Annotated in this window: 16 protein-coding genes; 12 read left to right on the forward strand and 4 right to left on the reverse strand. The window is 73.0% G+C overall.

The window, feature by feature from the left end:
* Positions 1–51: 51 nt before the first annotated feature.
* The 9 genes from ANAE109_RS16115 to ANAE109_RS16155 all read left to right on the forward strand — a co-directional run bounded on the left by ANAE109_RS16115 (position 52) and on the right by ANAE109_RS16155 (position 9,251).
* Positions 52–891, forward strand: coding sequence for a pirin family protein (locus ANAE109_RS16115; protein WP_012097948.1), 840 nt, complete (start codon positions 52–54; stop codon positions 889–891).
* A 226-nt stretch (positions 892–1,117) separates the two neighbouring features.
* Positions 1,118–1,672 (forward strand): hypothetical protein, encoded by a 555-nt coding sequence (locus ANAE109_RS16120; protein WP_012097949.1) that lies wholly within the window; start codon positions 1,118–1,120, stop codon positions 1,670–1,672.
* A 126-nt stretch (positions 1,673–1,798) separates the two neighbouring features.
* The gene (locus ANAE109_RS16125) at positions 1,799–2,392 is read left to right on the forward strand and encodes a 3'-5' exonuclease (RefSeq protein ID WP_041449303.1); all 594 of its coding nucleotides are present in this window, start codon (positions 1,799–1,801) and stop codon (positions 2,390–2,392) included.
* Positions 2,393–2,595: 203 nt separating this feature from the next.
* Positions 2,596–2,874 (forward strand): DUF4212 domain-containing protein, encoded by a 279-nt coding sequence (locus ANAE109_RS25575; protein WP_041448421.1) that lies wholly within the window; start codon positions 2,596–2,598, stop codon positions 2,872–2,874.
* A complete protein-coding gene (locus ANAE109_RS16135) occupies positions 2,871–4,784 on the forward strand; it encodes a sodium:solute symporter family protein (protein WP_012097952.1) in 1,914 nt (637 codons plus the stop codon). The genes ANAE109_RS25575 and ANAE109_RS16135 overlap by 4 nt, the downstream gene beginning before the upstream one ends.
* Positions 4,785–4,837: 53 nt before the next feature.
* Positions 4,838–5,119 (forward strand): hypothetical protein, encoded by a 282-nt coding sequence (locus tag ANAE109_RS16140; protein WP_012097953.1) that lies wholly within the window; start codon positions 4,838–4,840, stop codon positions 5,117–5,119.
* A gap of 54 nt (positions 5,120–5,173) precedes the next feature.
* Positions 5,174–5,602 (forward strand): hypothetical protein, encoded by a 429-nt coding sequence (locus ANAE109_RS16145; RefSeq protein ID WP_012097954.1) that lies wholly within the window; start codon positions 5,174–5,176, stop codon positions 5,600–5,602.
* 7 nt (positions 5,603–5,609) lie between these two features.
* Positions 5,610–7,436: a putative nucleotidyltransferase substrate binding domain-containing protein gene (locus ANAE109_RS16150; RefSeq protein ID WP_012097955.1), complete on the forward strand. Its 1,827-nt coding sequence runs from the start codon at positions 5,610–5,612 to the stop codon at positions 7,434–7,436.
* A gap of 9 nt (positions 7,437–7,445) precedes the next feature.
* On the forward strand, positions 7,446–9,251 hold the full coding sequence (locus ANAE109_RS16155) for a DUF294 nucleotidyltransferase-like domain-containing protein (protein ID WP_012097956.1): 1,806 nt from the start codon (positions 7,446–7,448) through the stop codon (positions 9,249–9,251).
* 23 nt (positions 9,252–9,274) lie between these two features.
* Here ANAE109_RS16155 and ANAE109_RS23625 read toward each other — a convergent pair whose 3' ends face one another.
* A complete protein-coding gene (locus ANAE109_RS23625) occupies positions 9,275–9,799 on the reverse strand; it encodes a BON domain-containing protein (protein ID WP_012097957.1) in 525 nt (174 codons plus the stop codon).
* Positions 9,800–10,099: 300 nt separating this feature from the next.
* On the opposite strand from ANAE109_RS23625, the gene ANAE109_RS16165 reads away from it, so the two are divergent.
* The 3 genes from ANAE109_RS16165 to ANAE109_RS25350 all read left to right on the forward strand — a co-directional run bounded on the left by ANAE109_RS16165 (position 10,100) and on the right by ANAE109_RS25350 (position 11,975).
* Positions 10,100–11,050: a PAS domain-containing protein gene (locus tag ANAE109_RS16165; protein WP_012097958.1), complete on the forward strand. Its 951-nt coding sequence runs from the start codon at positions 10,100–10,102 to the stop codon at positions 11,048–11,050.
* 143 nt (positions 11,051–11,193) lie between these two features.
* Entirely contained in the window at positions 11,194–11,667 is a 474-nt protein-coding gene (locus ANAE109_RS16170; RefSeq protein ID WP_012097959.1) for a carboxymuconolactone decarboxylase family protein, read from the forward strand.
* 137 nt (positions 11,668–11,804) lie between these two features.
* On the forward strand, positions 11,805–11,975 hold the full coding sequence (locus tag ANAE109_RS25350; RefSeq protein WP_158305901.1) for a hypothetical protein: 171 nt from the start codon (positions 11,805–11,807) through the stop codon (positions 11,973–11,975).
* A 241-nt stretch (positions 11,976–12,216) separates the two neighbouring features.
* On the opposite strand, the gene ANAE109_RS16180 is transcribed toward ANAE109_RS25350, so the two are convergent.
* The 3 genes from ANAE109_RS16180 to ANAE109_RS16190 form a co-directional block, all read right to left on the reverse strand.
* The gene (locus tag ANAE109_RS16180; protein ID WP_041448422.1) at positions 12,217–12,456 is read right to left on the reverse strand and encodes a hypothetical protein; all 240 of its coding nucleotides are present in this window, start codon (positions 12,454–12,456) and stop codon (positions 12,217–12,219) included.
* 170 nt (positions 12,457–12,626) lie between these two features.
* Positions 12,627–13,277: a hypothetical protein gene (locus ANAE109_RS16185; protein ID WP_012097962.1), complete on the reverse strand. Its 651-nt coding sequence runs from the start codon at positions 13,275–13,277 to the stop codon at positions 12,627–12,629.
* A 2-nt stretch (positions 13,278–13,279) separates the two neighbouring features.
* On the reverse strand, positions 13,280–15,256 hold the full coding sequence (locus tag ANAE109_RS16190; protein ID WP_041448423.1) for a hypothetical protein: 1,977 nt from the start codon (positions 15,254–15,256) through the stop codon (positions 13,280–13,282).
* Between the last annotated feature and the right edge of the window lie 22 nt (positions 15,257–15,278).

Below are 15,278 nucleotides of genomic sequence, written 5' to 3' on the forward strand. Positions count from 1 at the left end.
GGGTTGCGCCGCCGCCGCCGCCCGTTACCTCATTCGCCGGAGGGAGCGGCGATGACGGAGCGGAGAGTCCTCGAGGTGATCACCCCGGTCGTCGCGAGCGACGGCGCGGGCGTGCGGCTGAAGCGCAGCATCGCGACGGAGCGCCTCGATCACCTCGATCCCTTCTTCCTGTTCGACCACTTCGGGTCGGAGAACGCCGACGACTACGTCGCCGGCTTCCCGCTCCACCCGCACCGCGGCATCGAGACGATCACGTACATGCTCGACGGGAGCGTCGCCCACCGCGACAGCATCGGGAACTCCGGCGTCGTCGGCCCGGGCGACGTGCAGTGGATGACGGCGGGGAGCGGCATCCTCCACGAGGAGATGCCGAAGATGGGCCCGCGCCGCCTCGACGGCTTCCAGATCTGGGTGAACCTCCCCCGCGAGCTCAAGATGACGAGGCCCCGCTACCAGGACGTGCCGGCCGCGCGGATCCCGGAGGTCGTGCGGCCGGACGGGGCCCGCGTCCGCGTGGTGGCGGGGCACGTGGACGGGGTGGACGGGGCGGTGAAGGAGATCTTCGCGGGCCCGACCTACCTCGACGTCTCCCTGCCGGCGGACGGGAGCTTCGAGCACCCGGTGCCGCGCGGGCACACGGCGCTCGTGTACGTGTTCCAGGGCGAGGTGACCGCGGGCGGGAAGGCCGTCGGGGCGCCTCGCCTCGCGATCCTGGGCGACGGCGACGTCGTGCGTCTCCGCGCGAGCGGCGGGCCGGCCCGGTTCCTGCTCCTGTCAGCGCAGCCCCTCGAGGAGCCCGCGGTGCGCTGGGGGCCGTTCGTGATGAACACGCAGGAAGAGATCCGGCAGGCGCTGCAGGAGCTCCGTGACGGCACGTTCATCAAGGCCTGAGCGCCGGCGAGGGCGGTGACCGGCGGGCGGGGCGACGCGTGCGCGCCAGCGGACCGCCGCGGGCGTGGCGGCGGTCCGCTGGCGCCAGAGGCTCACTCCACGAAGCGCCCCGCCGTATACTCGCCCGTCCGGGAACTGACGTCCGGGCCCGTGCGTTCATGCACGGACGCCGGCGTGCGGCGGCGGAGCCGGTGCCGGCGGCCAGCCAGGCGAGGACCTCGAGACGATGGTGACGACGGATCGATTCGCGGACACGCGCGGGGCCGGGAAGGCCGCAGCCGCCTGGGGCCTCATCGGCGTGACCGCGCTCCTCCTGAACGCCGTGGTCCGGCTCACGCCGGTGGCGGTCCAGGGGTTCGCGGCCTACCGCCTGGAAGCCTGGCAGTGGGCGCTCGCCGCGGGGAACGTGGCCTTCATGGGGTACTTCGAGGGTTATCGCGGCTTCCAGCAGGGCTTCGCGCCCCGCGTGGTGGCGCGGGCGCTGCACCTCGCCCGCCATCCTCGCCCGCTGCACGTGGCGCTCGCGCCGCTCTTCTGCATGGGCCTCTTCCACGCGTCTCGCCGGCGTCTCGTCACGAGCTGGACGCTCCTCCTGTCGATCGTCGGGATCGTGCTCGCGGTGCGTACCATCGCGCAACCCTACCGCGGCATCGTGGACGCGGGCGTGGTCGTCGGGCTGGGCTGGGGGCTCGCCGCGCTGGCCGCGTCCGCCTGGCGCGCGATGGCCGGCGACCCACCGCGCGTCTCGCCCGAGCTCCCGGTCTCGACGCCTTCGCGCTGAGCCCCCGCCGCGCTCGCGCCCACCCACCCGTCGCCCGGCAGCCCCCACGCATCCCCGCCGGCAGGCGCCACGTGGTGCTTGACGGGCGCGCATCGCAGAGCCATCGAACCAGCGGCCGGAGCTCGCCTGCGCTTCCGTTCGCCGCCATGGGACTCGCTCGTGTACTGGGCGATCGACGTCGAGACGGGGGGGCTCGACGCGAAGCGCGATCCGCTCCTCGCGATCGGGATGGTCCCCGTCCGCGCCGGGAGGATTCGCCTCGGCGAGTGCTATCGCACGCTCGTCCGACCGCACGCCGGGACCCGCATCACCTCCGCGTCCGTCACCGCGCACCAGCTGGTGTCGAACGACTTCGAAGCGGCCCCCCCGCTCGGCGACGTCCTCCCGGAGGTCGAGCGGCGCGCGCGCGAGGGCGCCCTGCTCTTCCACCACGCGGCGATCGACGTGGCGTTCCTCCGGCGCGACTTCGCGCGGACGGGGCTCACCTGGCCGTCCTGTCCGGTGGTGGACACGGCGCGCCTGCTCGTCCGCCACGCGCAGCTCCGCGACCCCACCCGCCCGCGCGATCACATCGCGCTGAACCTCTCCGTCGCGCGCGCGGAGCTCGGGCTGCCGGAGTACCAGGCGCACGACGCCCTGTCCGACGCCATCGCCACGGCGGAGCTGTTCCTGGCGCTCCGCATGGCGCTCGGCGCGCGGACCCTTCGAGACCTGCGCTGACCCCCCTCGGAAGTGAGCGAGCGGCGGTGCAAGGGGCCCTCGCGAATCGCTGCGGCACGCATGGTGACATCGAGGCGTGCTCCACCCCGAGCGGGAGTGGCGCCGGAGCGTCAACTCTCGTTTGGACCGTGGTGACGCACTGTCGCGCGTCGGAATGCCTCGCCCGTTCGCCTGGCGCGACGCGCCGCACGCAGGGGGACACGATGCTGACTCAACTCACACAGGAGCAGCGCGAACGTTACTGGAAGTACAACATCCGGCTCACGGTCATCCTGCTCGTGATCTGGTTCGTCGTCGCCTACGTCCTCGGTGGGCTCCTCGCCGGACAGCTCAACAAGATCGTCATCCTGGGCTTCCCGCTCGGCTACTACATCGCGGCGCAAGGCTCCCTCGCCATCTTCGTCATCGAGATCGCGGTCTACGCGAGGCTCATGAACAAGAAGGACCTCGAGTTCGGGATCCGAGAGGAGGCGACGCCGTGAACCTCCGCAAGGTCTTCGGGCTGTACACGATCTCGTTCATCGGGGTGACGATCCTCATCGGCCTCGCCGAGTGGCTCTTCGACCTCCCCAACCGGTGGATCGGCTGGATCTTCATGGGCCTGTCGATGGGCATCTACGTCGTCATCGGCATCGTCACCCGCACCTCCGAGGCCGACCAGTACTACGTCGCCGGCCGCGGCGTGCCCGCGGTGTTCAACGGGATGGCGACCGGCTCGGACTGGATGTCCGCCGCGTCGTTCATCTCGATGGCGGGCGCGCTCTCCGCGCAGGGGTTCGGCGGGCTCGCCTACGTGATGGGCTGGACCGGGGGGTACCTGCTCCTCGCCGTGTTCCTCGGCCCCTATCTGCGCCAGTTCGGCCGCTACACCATCCCCGACTTCCTCGGCGCACGGTACGGCGGCAACGCCCCGCGCGTCGTCGGCGTGGTCGCGGCGATCCTCGCGTCGTTCACCTACCTCATCGCCCAGGTCACCGGCGTCGGCCTGATCGTGTCGCGCTTCATCGGGCTCCCGTTCCAGATCGGCGTGTTCGTCGGCCTCATCGGCGTCCTCTTCTGCTCCGTGCTGGGCGGGATGCGCTCCGTCACCTGGACGCAGGTCGCGCAGTACATCATCCTCATCATCTCGTACCTCGTGCCGGTGGTCGTGCTCTCCTTCAAGCTGTTCGCCGTCCCGATCCCGCAGCTCACCTACGGGCAGCTCCTGCAGCGGAACAACGCGCGCGTGATCGAGCTCGCGCGCGATCCGCAGAACGTGGCGACACGGGAGGCGTGGGCGGCCGAGTCGAAGCAGCTCGGGGAGAAGCTCAAGGACCCGGCGCTGCCCCCCGCGGAGAAGGCCAAGCTCGAGGCCGCCAAGAAGACCGCGGACGGGCAGGCGAAGCCGCTCGTCGCCCCGAACGACCGGATCGAGAACTACCTCAAGGTCCCGACCGGCACCGGGATGTGGAACTTCCTCGCGCTGACGTTCTGCCTCATGGTCGGCACCGCCGGCCTCCCGCACATCCTGACGCGCTACTACACCACGCCGTCGGTGCGCCAGGCGCGCCAGTCGGTGGCCTGGTCCCTCCTCTTCATCTTCCTCCTCTACTTCACGGCGCCGGCCTACGCGTCGTTCGCCCGGCACGCCGTGTTCCACAACCTCGTGGGATCCAACGTCTCGGACCTGCCGCGCTGGGTCACGCTGTGGGCGCCGGCGGGGCTCTTCAGCGTGGTGGACAAGCTGGGCGACGGGGTGGTCCAGCTCGGCGACTTCGTCGTGAAGAGCACCGACTTCGTGGTGCTGGCGACGCCGGAGATCGCCGGGCTCCCGTTCGTGATCACCGGCCTCGTGATGGCCGGTGGCCTCGCCGCGGCGCTCTCCACCGCCGACGGCCTCCTCCTCACCATCGCGAACGCCATCTCGCATGACCTCTACTACAACGTGATCAACCCGAAGGCCTCGCTGATGCGACGGCTCACCATCACGAAGGTCCTGCTCATCGTGACGGCCCTCATCGCGGCGTGGACTGCGACCTTCCGCCTCGCCATCATCGTCGAGCTGGTCGCGTGGGCGTTCAGCCTCGCGGCGGCGTCGTTCTTCCCGGCCCTGGTGATGGGCATCTGGTGGAAGCGGGCCAACAAGCCGGGCGCCCTCGCCGGCATGATCGTCGGCCTCGGGACCACGCTGTACTACATGGTCGGGAGCCGGTTCTTCGGCGTGTCGTGGTTCGGCACCACGACCATCGCCTCCGGCGTGTTCGGGATTCCGCTCGGGTTCCTGACCATCTGGATCGTCTCGCTCCTGACGCACGCGCCCGCGAAGGAGATGCAGGACCTCGTCACCGAGATCCGCTACCCGCGGTCGGGCGGAGTGGCGGTCCCCGGGACCGTGGTCCCGATGCCTTCCTGAACGGCCGCCGGGGCGGAGGGCGCCGTCCCTCCGCCCGCGCCAGGAGCGCCGAGATGGACTCACCGCTCGTCAGCGCGTTCACGATGCTCCGGCTCCTGGCCTTCATGGTGCTGCTCTATCTCGCGCTCGGCTGGCTCGCCGAGCGCTACGTCACCCGGCCCGACAGCAAGCTGAAGGGGTTCTTCCGGCTGCTGTGCGGGCCGGTGACCCGGCTCGTCGCCCGCGCCATGCCCGGCCCGGCGAGTCAGCGCCGCCTGCTCGCGGTCTCGATGGGGGTCGTCGCCGGGGTGTGGGTCGTGCTCATCGTCGTGACGGAGGTGCTCCGGGCGCGATGACCGGAGCTGAACGGCGCCACGTCTCTCGCGCGCGCGCCGGGTCGGGAGGTCGCCATGGGGTTCCTTGGGAGGGTGCTCGGGACGGAGAAGCACAATCCTCCGCTCGATCCGTCCTCGCCCGCGGCGGCGCGCCTCGCGCGCGACCGTGCGACGGTCGAGGAGTTCGCGCACCGGGTCCACGACAAGCTCGAGCTGGTCCCGGGCGAGCGGGCGATCTACGTCTTCATCGGCAAGCCGCCCGAGGCCTTCGGGATCGCCTGGCTCGAGCGGGGCGAGGAGCACAACTTCAAGCGGCTCATGAAGGAGAAGGGCCTCTCGGACGCGCAGGTGCGCGCGCGCTCGGAGGAGCTGCGGGCGGCGTACGTCCGCAGCAAGGAGGAGCCTCGGTACACGGCCGACGTCGGGGGGAAGCACGTGCTCGTGACGCCGTCCCCGTCGCTGGAGCGGGAGCTCGTCGACATCATCCACCGGGTCGAGGAGTGATCGCCGCGTGACGCCTGGCGAGGTGGGCACGCTCGACCCGGTGGCCTACGTCCGCCGCATCCCGCCCTTCGACTCGCTCCCGGAGGGCGAGTTCCTCGAGGCGGCACGCGGGCTCGAGATCGGCCTCTTCGAGACGGGCACCCGCCTGGTCGCGGCCGGCGGCGAGCCGCTGCGGGATCTCTACGTCATCCGCAAAGGCGCCGTCCGCCTCGAGCGGGAAGGGCACGTGCTGCAGGTGCTCGAGGAGGGAGAGGTCTTCGGCTACACCTCGCTCATCTCGAGCCGGGCGTCGCTCGACGTCCTCGTGGACGACCGCCTCCTCGCCTACTGCCTGCCGGCGGCCGCCTTCGAGCGGCTGCTCGCGGACGCCAGCTTCGCCGCGCACTTCGCCGTGGTGCTCGCCGACCGCCTCAGGGCGAGCCTCACCCCCGCCCGCGTCGCCCGGTTCGAGCCCGACGTCGGCGTCCCCATCGAGCAGCTCATCCGGCGCCCGGTCGTGTGGGCGAGCGCGGAGGCGACCGTCGCCGACGTCGCTCGCGTCATGCGCGACGAGCACGTGTCCTCGGTCCTCCTGCCGGAGGTCCCGCCCGCCATCGTGACCGATCGCGACCTGCGCAACCGCGTCCTGGGGGAAGAGCTCGGCCCCGAGATCGCGGCGACCCGCGTCGGCTCGCGCCCGCTCCGCACGGTCGCGGCGTCCACGCCGGTGTGGGAGGCGTGGCGGGCGTTCCTCGACGCGGGGGTGAACCACCTCGCGGTCGTCCGCGACGACGAGATCGTCGGCGTCCTCACGTCGACGGATCTGCTGAAGCACTCGGCGCGGGGCCCGATGGCGGTGCTGCGACGGTTCGAGCGGCTCTCGTCGCGGGATCGCCTGCCGGACTACTCCCGCACCGTGACCGAGATGTGCGCGACCGTGCTCGGGGCCGGGATCGACGTGGCGATCGTCTCGGGGTTCGTGTCCCAGCTGAACGCGGCGCTCCTGCGCCGGCTCCTGGTCCTCGCCGAGACCGACCTGGGCCCGCCTCCGGGCCCCTACGCGTGGCTCGCGTTCGGCTCCGACGCCCGGCGCGAGCAGACGCTGCCCACCGACCAGGACAACGCCCTCGTCCACGTCGATGGCGCTCGGCCCGACTGGTTCCAGGCCCTGGCCCGCCGCGTCAACGCGGATCTCGAGGCGGCGGGGTTCCCGCCCTGCCCCGCCGACCGCATGGCGCGGAGCTGGAGCGGCCCGCTCGCCGGGTGGGTACGCGGGATCGACGCCTGCGTGGACGAGCACCCGTTCCACGCGGGCATCCTGTTCGATCTCCGCCGCGTCGGCGGGACGCTCGACGTCGGCGCGCTCGACGGCGCGCTCGCGCGCGCGGCGCGCCGACCGCCGTTCGTGCGCCTCCTGGCGAAGCAGGCGCTCGCGGTCGCACCGCCGCTCGATCTCCTGCTCCGGATCCGCGGGGGCTCCGCGCGCGTGGACCTGAAGCGCCAGGGGATCTTCCCCATCGTGCTCCTCGCGCGATGCTTCGCCCTCGACGCGGGGAGCCGCGCGCGGAGCACCCTCGAGCGGCTCGAGGACGCGTCGAAGGCGGGCCTGCTGTCGGAGCGGATGCACGCGGACGTCGCGGGGGCGTTCCGGTTCCTGCTCGGCCTGAGGCTCGCGGTGCAGCTCCGCGCGCTGGAGGCGGGCACTCCCGCGGCGGACCAGGTGCAGCTCTCGGAGCTCACCGGAACGGAGCGCGGCCGCCTGAAGGACGCCTTCCGCGCCATCCGGCAGTGGCAGGACAGCGCGTCCCTGCGATACCAGCCGGAGCTCGTCCCGACCGGCCCGGCGGGCGGGTAGGAGCTCCCCATGCTCGGGATCGATCCCGTCGCTTACGTCAGGTCGCTCCCGCCGTTCGACGCGCTCCCGAAGGCGCTCTTCGACGCGGTGGCGCCGACCATCGACGTGAGCTTCGATCCCGCCGGGGCCCGCCTCGTGTATCCCGGGGGCGAGCCGCTGCGCCACCTGTACGTCATCCGCAAGGGCTCGGTGAAGCTGCTGCGCGAGGGCCGGGCCCTGCAGCTGCTCGAGGAAGGGGAGGTCTTCGGCTACACCTCGCTCCTCCGGCACGAGGCGATGCTCGACGTCGTGGTGGAGGAGGACCTCGTCGCGTACCGGCTGCCCGAGCGAAGCTTCGCGCTGCTGCTCTCGGACGCGCGCTTCGCCCGGCACTTCGCGGCGCGGGCCGCGGAGCGCCTGCAGGCGAGCCTCTCGGGCGGCGAGGTCGCGAGCTACCGGCCGGATCTCGCGGTCGAGGTCGGGCAGATCGCGGTCCGGGCGCCCGTGTGGGTCACGCCCGACGCCCGGGCGGGCGAGGCGGCGCGGACGATGCGAAGGGAGCGGATCTCGTCCGTCCTCGTGCGAGGCGATCCGCCCGGGATCCTCACGGATCGCGACCTGCGCGGCCGCGTGCTCGCGGAGGGGCTCGGGCCCGGGACGCCCGTGGACCGGATCTGCACGAGGCCGCTCGGCACGATGCCGGCGACGACTCCGGTCTACGCGGCCTGGACGTATCTGCTGGACAAGGGCGTGCACCACCTCCCGATCACGCGCGACGGGGAGATCGTCGCCGTGATCACCTCGACCGATCTCATGCGGCACACGACCCCCGGACCGATCACGGTCCTGCGGCGCGTCGAGTGGCTCCCGTCGCGCGAGCACCTGCCCGGCTACGCGGGCAGGCTGGCGGAGATGGCCTCCTCGCTCCTGGCGAGCGGCCTCGACGCCGTCGCCATCGGGGGGTTCGTGGCGCGGCTCAACGAGGTGCTCCTGCGACGGATTCTCCAGTGGACGGAGGCCGATCAGGGCGCGCCCCCCGCGCCGTACGCCTGGATCGTGTTCGGGTCCGAGGGGCGGATGGAGCAGACGCTGCTCACGGATCAGGACAACGGGCTCGTCTACGCCGACGCGGGCGCCGGGAGGCGCGAGTGGTTCCGATCCTTCGCGGAGCGTGTCAACGCCGACCTGATGGCGGCGGGTTTCCCGGAGTGCCCCGGCCGCTACATGGCGCGCTGGTGGCATGGCCCGCTGTCGGAGTGGGAGGAGCGGTTTCGCGGCTGGATCGACGTGCCCGATCCGAAGGCGCTCCTCGTCGCGTCCATCTTCTTCGATTTCCGCCGGGCCGGCGGCGCGCTCGAGCTCGCGCCGCTCGACGCGATCCTCGCCGAGGCGAGGAGGAAGATCGTGTTCCTTCGCCTGCTCGCGAGCGCGTCGATGGAGCACCACCCTCCCGAGCGGCTCCTGCTCCGCGTCCGCGGCGACGCGTCGACCGTCGATCTCAAGACGCAGGGTCTGTCGCCCGTCGTCCTCCTCGCCCGCTGCTACGGGCTCGAGGCCGGCACGCGCGCGCGGAGCACCCTCGAGCGCCTCGAGGCCGCGGCGCGGGCCGGGCTCCTCGCCGAGGACGAGCGCGCGACGGTGGCGGGGGCCTTCCGCTTCGTGCTCGGGCTCCGCCTCCGGCGTGAGCTCGAGGCCCAGACCCGGGGCACGCCCGCGACGACGAGGCTGTCGCTCGGCCAGCTCAGCGCGATCGAGCGGACGCGGCTCAAGGAGGCGTTCCGCGACATCGAGCGCTGGCACGACGCGGCGAGGCACCACTACCACGTCGAGTCCTAGCCGCGCGCCACCGCTGCGCGAGCTCAGTGGGTCGACCGCCCCGGCCCCGTCTCCTGGCCGGGCGCGTCGGTGCGCGCGACGCGCAGGTGATCGTGTACGTCCTCGACGCCGAACACGCCCTCCACCAGCTCCTCGAGCCACCACTTCTCGCGGCGGCTGCGCACGGTCCCGGTGAGCGTCACCTCGCCGTTCTCGACCTTCACCTCCACGTCGCTCGCGTCGACCGGGCTGCGGGCGATCCGCTCGCACACGGCGTCCTGGATGCGGTCGTCGGCGCGCCTGTAGCCCTTCGGACCGTGCGGGCGTTTTCCGGTCGCCTCACGCGCCCGCTCTCCCATCCACGCGAGGGGGCCGCGATCTTCCCACTCGATGAGCCCGCGGGTGTCGGCGTCCGCGCTCCGTGCGTACGGGCCGCGCTCCACCCACGGCGGGTCGAGCTCCTCGCGCTCGCGCCAGCGCCCCGCCCGCGCCTCGCCGTACCCACGTTCCCCTGCCGCTCGCTCCCGCTCGTCCCAGCGTGGATCCTCCCAACCTCCGTAGCGTGTCATGGCTCGGCCTCCCGTCCGCGGCGCCGGCGCCGGAGACCCGGCGCCGGGCGCCACTCGGAAAAGGTACGCACCGACCCGCCGGTCACGTGGGCCGCCCGGACGCCGCAAGCCTGGCGCCGGGCACCGATATGGCGTTGCTCGTTCAACGGGGGCTGGGTGCCGCCTCGCCCGCCCGGCCGGAAGAGGCCGGAAAGGTCGACCCGTCACCGTTGGCCGGCTCCTTGCTGTGATCCGGGGGCGAACGGGCGCCGCCGGAAGTCTCCGGCGCATCCCCCTCCCCTTCCCTCGACCGGAGCGACCATGAGCCAGACCTGGCGCGAGTTGCTGATGACCGACCACGAGACCACCGAGCGCGTCTTCTCGGCGGCCGAGAAGGCCCTCGCGGCGCCAGAAGGCCCGTCGCCGGGGATGGTCGCGAACCTGCGCGAGTACCTCGTCGGCTACGTCGATCGCTGCCACAACCAGAAGGAGGAGCAGACCGTGTTCCCGCTGCTGCAGCGCGCCGGCCTGCCGGTCGAGGGCGGCCCGCTCGCGGTGATGCTGGCGGAGCACCGGCAGGCCAAGGCGCTCGTCGAGCGGATCGACGGCGCCGCCGCGGCCTTCGTGGCCGGGGACCGAGCGCGGCTGGACGACCTGCGCGACGCCTTCGGCGCGTACGCGGCGCTCTGCAAGGATCACTTCTGGAAGGAGAACGACATCCTCTACCCGCTCGCGGCGCGCATGCTCGACGAGGCGACGCAGGCCGGCATCGTCCCGGGCATCGAGGCGGTGGAGGCCGCGCTCGGGCCCGACACCCGCCGGCGCTACTACCGGATCGCGGACGAGCTCGTGCGGGCGGTGGAGCTCGAGGACCTCTCCTACGGCCTCGACCGCCAGGTGCTCGCCGCGATCCTCAACACGCTGCCGGTGGAGCTGTCCTTCGTGGACGAGGAGGACCGGGTCCGCTACTTCAGTCACGAGCGCGGCGAGAAGATCTTCCCGCGAAGCCGCGGCGCCATCGCGACCAACGTCCGCAACTGCCACCCGCAGAAGAGCGTCCACCTCGTGGAGAAGATCCTGGCGGACTTCAAGGCGGGCCGCCGCGAGGTGGCCGAGTTCTGGATCGACATGGGCCCGCGCAAGGTCCACATCCGCTACTGGCCGGTGCGCGACGAGGCCGGCCGCTATCTCGGCTGCCTCGAGACGGTGCAGGACGTCTCCGGCATCCAGCGGCTGACCGGGCAGCGCAGGCTGCTCGAAGAGGCGGCCTGAGCGGAGGCCGAGGCCGCCGCGGCCCGTAACCGATCCGCCGGCTCATCCGTGTCTCAGGGCGGAGGGACCTGGAGCCGAAGGTCCCTCCGGCCGTGCCGAGGTCCTCGAGCGGCACGGCGTCCACCCGACGACCGGAGAAGACGATGACGAGACGCATCGACCTCGAGCACGTGGCGCCCGGCGCGGCGCGCGCGATGCTCACGCTCGAGCAGTACGTGCGCGGTTCGGGCCTGGAGCACGAGCTCCTCGAGCTCGTGAAGCTCCGCGCCTCCTACCTGAATGGCTGCGCCTACTGCGTGGACATGCACACGAAGGACGCCCGCGCCCGCGGCGAGTCGGAGCAGCGGCTGTATGCGATCCCGGTGTGGCGCGAGACGCCGTTCTACACCGTCCGCGAACGCGCCGCGCTCTCGTGGACGGAGGCGGTGACGGAGCTCGGAAGGACCGGCGTGCCCGACGCGGTGTTCGACGACGTCCGGCGCCACTTCTCCGACGCCGAGCTCGTGAACCTGACGATGGCGGTGATCGCCATCAACGCGTGGAACCGCCTCGCCGTGAGCTTCCGCAAGGAGCCGGGGACCTACCAGCCGCGCGCGGCCGCGGCGGCGGCAGGCTGACGCGCCCGGGGATCACGGCCGCGCCTGGAACGAGGAGCTGTCAGATCGAGGCGCTCCTCCGGTCCACCTCTGCGAGGCCGATGCGGTCGGCGCTGGGCTGGCTCGCACCCGGCCTGCTCACGAACGAGGAGATCCCCATGGGTAAGCGAAGCGAGAAGACCACTCGACCTGCGGCGCCGAAGGCGCTCGGCACCGAGGAGCTCGGGAAGGTTTCCGGAGGGAGCCTGCACCCCGTCTTCCCCCCCGGCCAGTTCCCTTCGCCGGAGAAGCCCGGCTGGCACCCGGGCCACGACGAGGGCAAGCCCTAGCAGGGCGTCTCCGGACCCGCGACGCGCGGCCGCGCTCGTGACGTGATGCCACGTGACGGGCGGGCGGCGCGGCGCGGGTCGGGAGGTCACTCTCCGTAAGGCCCACCACCTCCGCCGAGGCGGCTCAAGTTTCGTTCGAGGTGGGCACGAGGGAGGGAGCCGTGACGGTACGCGAACGTTGCCTCTCGCTGCTGGGCGCCGTGCTGCTGGCAGGCACGCTCGCCTGTCCGGAGCGTCCGGGTCAGCCGCGAACAGGCGAGGTAGGACGCCAGGGGAGCACCGCGGCGAAGGCGGAGGAACGGCCGGACGACCCGGGCCGCGCCAGCCGGGACGGACCCTCGACTCCCGGCGGGACGGGCTCGGCCTCGCCGAGCGGCCCGCCCAGCTCGGTGGGGACCACGGGCGACTCGCGCAGCGTCGGGACGACGGGCGACACCGGTGCGCCGGGCGGGACCGACACGGCGCCGGAGAAGTCGGGCACGTCGCGCTGACCGCGGTCGCACCGACGTGGACGAGACTCCTGCGCCGCGGCCGACGTACGGTCAGCCGGCTTCAGCAACGCCGCAGAGCTTGCCGGGGAAGACCACTCGCAGCCGCGCGGCAGCCGAGCCGCGCTTGCGTGACCTCGAGATCGTCACCAGGCCGATCCGGCTACAGGTCGAGAGTGGCGCGGATTCCGAGCTGGAGCCAGCCGTGGAGGGTCTCGCTGGCGATCTCGCCGTCCAGCGAGCCGCCCTCGGACTTCACCTGCACCCGCTCGAACCGGCCGATCGAGGCGGAAGCGTACGGCCCGAGGCGGCCTCGCCCGAGCCGGACCACGTCGGCGCCGAGCTGCACGTTGAGCCACTCCCAGCCGCGGTACGTGACCGTGCCCGAGCCGCTCGGGTCTCGAGCGGAGTACGAGAGCGCTTCGTAGGCCGTCCCCACGGCCCCCCAGGTCGTCACCCGGCCCGAGCCGTCGAACAGCCAGAAGAGCTGGGCGCCCGCCCGGAGGACCCGGGCGTCCTCGCAGCGGGAGCCGGTGTCGGCGCAGGCGCCCGAGCCGAGCGGCGCGCTCGACGAGAGGGCGCCGGGAGCGTACTGGAGGAACGGGCCGACGCTCAGGCGAGGCGAGACGCCGAAGGTCAGCTCGGCGGTGATCGGCAGCGCGAAGCGGAGCTCGTCCGAGAGCGCGGCGGCAGAGGCGGTGCGGCCGTAGGGGACGCCGCCTCCCGCGCGGAGGCTCAGCGTGATGTCCGAACGCGCGCGCGCTGCGCCCGCCGGGACGGCGAGCGCGGCGGCGAGGAGGACCAGGGTGCGCATGCTCACGGCTCCTCGTAGAGGACGTGGGGGAGGCGGTCGGGGTCTGCGTACGCCGTCGAGCGGCCGATCCCCATGAGGACCCACAGCTTGCCCGCGGGCGTGAAGCCGAGCGCGAACTCCCCCTCCACCGCGGCGAGGGGGCGGACCGTCCAGCCGCCGGCGTCCCGGATCGCGACCCGCGGCGGGCTGCTCGTCGTGGCGATCGCGATCCGCGTCCCGTCCGGCGAGCTGGCCGCCCGGTAGGCGGGCCAGCTGTCCGTCGCCGCGAGCGCGGGCTCCGCGGCGGACCAGCTCGACCCCTCCCGCACGCTCACCCCGATGACCGCCGTTCCGCTCGTGTCGCTCCAGCGCCCGACCAGCACCACGCGGTCGACCGCGGGGAGCAGCACGGGGCCCCAGGCGGCCCCGGACGTCCCGGCCGTCGGGAGGGGCTCATCGGACCAGCCCCCGCTGCCGTGACGCAGGAGGAGCGTCGAGGCGCCCTGCATCAGGAACGCGGGCTCGTTCGCCGGATCCGTCGCGATGCGGCTCGTGGCGTAGGCGGTGTCCCAGGGCGCCGTGAAGACCTCCTCGGTCCAGGCGCCCTCGCGCCGGACGGCGTACGTCATGGGCAGGCTCGCGCCGAGGGCGGTGCAGCAGTCCTGCCAGAGCAGGTGCGGATCACCTCCCGCGTCGAGCGCGCTGGAGGAGGCCCCGGCGCCCAGGGCGAGGATCGTCCCGGCGCGCTCGTCCCGCCAACCTGCCGAGTCCTGCCAGCGATGGCGGACGTCCCAGTGTCGTGCGTCGGTCTCCTGCTCGTACAGAACGTGAAGCCGTCCCTGCGCGTCGAAGTGGACGCCGGGGCGCGCGGCCCGCACGCGGTCCGCGGTCGCGGGGAACCAGCGCTCCCAGCCGTCCGGCGTGGGCACGTGGACGGCGAGCGTGCTCCAGCCGTCGCCGGACACCACCGCGAACGCGCCCGACGGCGCGCGCGCGACCTCGTCCGCCTCGGGCAGCTCGATCACCGAGGCCTCGAGGACTCCCGCGAGCGCGGGATCGGGCACCAGCACCGACGCCGAGGCCGGCGTCGAGAGGAGGTCCCAGTCGTACCAGCTCGCGTCCGGGCTCTTCGCCTGGACGACGTACGTGTAGAATCCGGGCGGGGGCGCCGGCATCTCGAACGAGGTCGCGGGCGGGTCTGCCACCCCGAGCTCGACCTCGGCTGCGCCCAGCGGGCGCCGGGTCACCCTCACCTGGATCGGGGCCGCTCCGGCGTACGTCCAGCCGACGCGAACGACTCCGGCGTCGTGGACGGCGGTTGCGGCCAGGGCGAGCGGCCGCCCACCCGGGCTGCGCGCCTCGACGGGCTCGCTCTCGACGTCGCCCGCCAGGTACACGATGCGATAGGCGAGGCGCGCGCCGTCGCGCCACTGCGCCGTGTCGGCGTCGTCGTACCTCGTGGTCGCGGCGCTCGCGAGGAGGACCTGCTGCCAGGGGGAGGCCGGCCCCGTGGCCGGCTCGATGCGCCGCTCCACCCTCACGGCGGTGGCGCCCTGGGAGGTCCTCTGCCACCACACCGACACGGGCCCGGCGACGCTCCATCCGACCTGCGCGTTCGCGGCGGCCGCAACCGGGAGCTGGACGGCGGCCTGGTTCGTGGGAGTGGAGCGGACGCCGTTGTCCACGGCGACCGCGCGGAACGTGAGCCGTGCGCCGTCCTCGACCTGGGACAGCGCGAGCGTGCCGGCCGTGGCGCTGCCGCCGAACCAGTACCCCTGCGTCCAGGGCCCCTCCCCCGTGCGCATCTCGAGGACGATGCCGTCGGGGACGGCGCCCGGAGGGCGCGACCACTCGGCCTGGAGCTCCGGCCACCCCCACGCGGAGGACGAGAGCGCGACGCGCAGGTCCGATGGCGGGGCCGGGGCGGGCGGTCCTTCGACGTCGAACCCGCTGCAGCCGCACACCAGGATCGCCGCGGCCAGGGCGGCGGGTCGGCTCACGGAAGGAAGGCTCACCGAATCC

The sequence above is a fragment of the Anaeromyxobacter sp. Fw109-5 genome, from assembly GCF_000017505.1.
In the GTDB taxonomy this organism is placed as follows: domain Bacteria; phylum Myxococcota; class Myxococcia; order Myxococcales; family Anaeromyxobacteraceae; genus Anaeromyxobacter.

Bases quoted from the DNA above. Each gene is read 5' to 3' on its own strand.
- ANAE109_RS16140 (WP_012097953.1), top strand. From the start codon at position 4,838: ATGGACTCACCGCTCGTCAGCGCGTTCACGATGCTCCGGCTCCTGGCC.
- ANAE109_RS16115 (WP_012097948.1), top strand. From the start codon at position 52: ATGACGGAGCGGAGAGTCCTCGAGGTGATCACCCCGGTCGTCGCGAGC.
- ANAE109_RS23625 (WP_012097957.1), bottom strand. From the start codon at position 9,799: ATGACACGCTACGGAGGTTGGGAGGATCCACGCTGGGACGAGCGGGAG.
- ANAE109_RS16155 (WP_012097956.1), top strand. From the start codon at position 7,446: ATGCTCGGGATCGATCCCGTCGCTTACGTCAGGTCGCTCCCGCCGTTC.
- ANAE109_RS16165 (WP_012097958.1), top strand. From the start codon at position 10,100: ATGAGCCAGACCTGGCGCGAGTTGCTGATGACCGACCACGAGACCACC.
- ANAE109_RS25575 (WP_041448421.1), top strand. From the start codon at position 2,596: ATGCTGACTCAACTCACACAGGAGCAGCGCGAACGTTACTGGAAGTAC.
- ANAE109_RS16170 (WP_012097959.1), top strand. From the start codon at position 11,194: ATGACGAGACGCATCGACCTCGAGCACGTGGCGCCCGGCGCGGCGCGC.
- ANAE109_RS16120 (WP_012097949.1), top strand. From the start codon at position 1,118: ATGGTGACGACGGATCGATTCGCGGACACGCGCGGGGCCGGGAAGGCC.
- ANAE109_RS16145 (WP_012097954.1), top strand. From the start codon at position 5,174: ATGGGGTTCCTTGGGAGGGTGCTCGGGACGGAGAAGCACAATCCTCCG.
- ANAE109_RS16185 (WP_012097962.1), bottom strand. From the start codon at position 13,277: ATGCGCACCCTGGTCCTCCTCGCCGCCGCGCTCGCCGTCCCGGCGGGC.
- ANAE109_RS25350 (WP_158305901.1), top strand. From the start codon at position 11,805: ATGGGTAAGCGAAGCGAGAAGACCACTCGACCTGCGGCGCCGAAGGCG.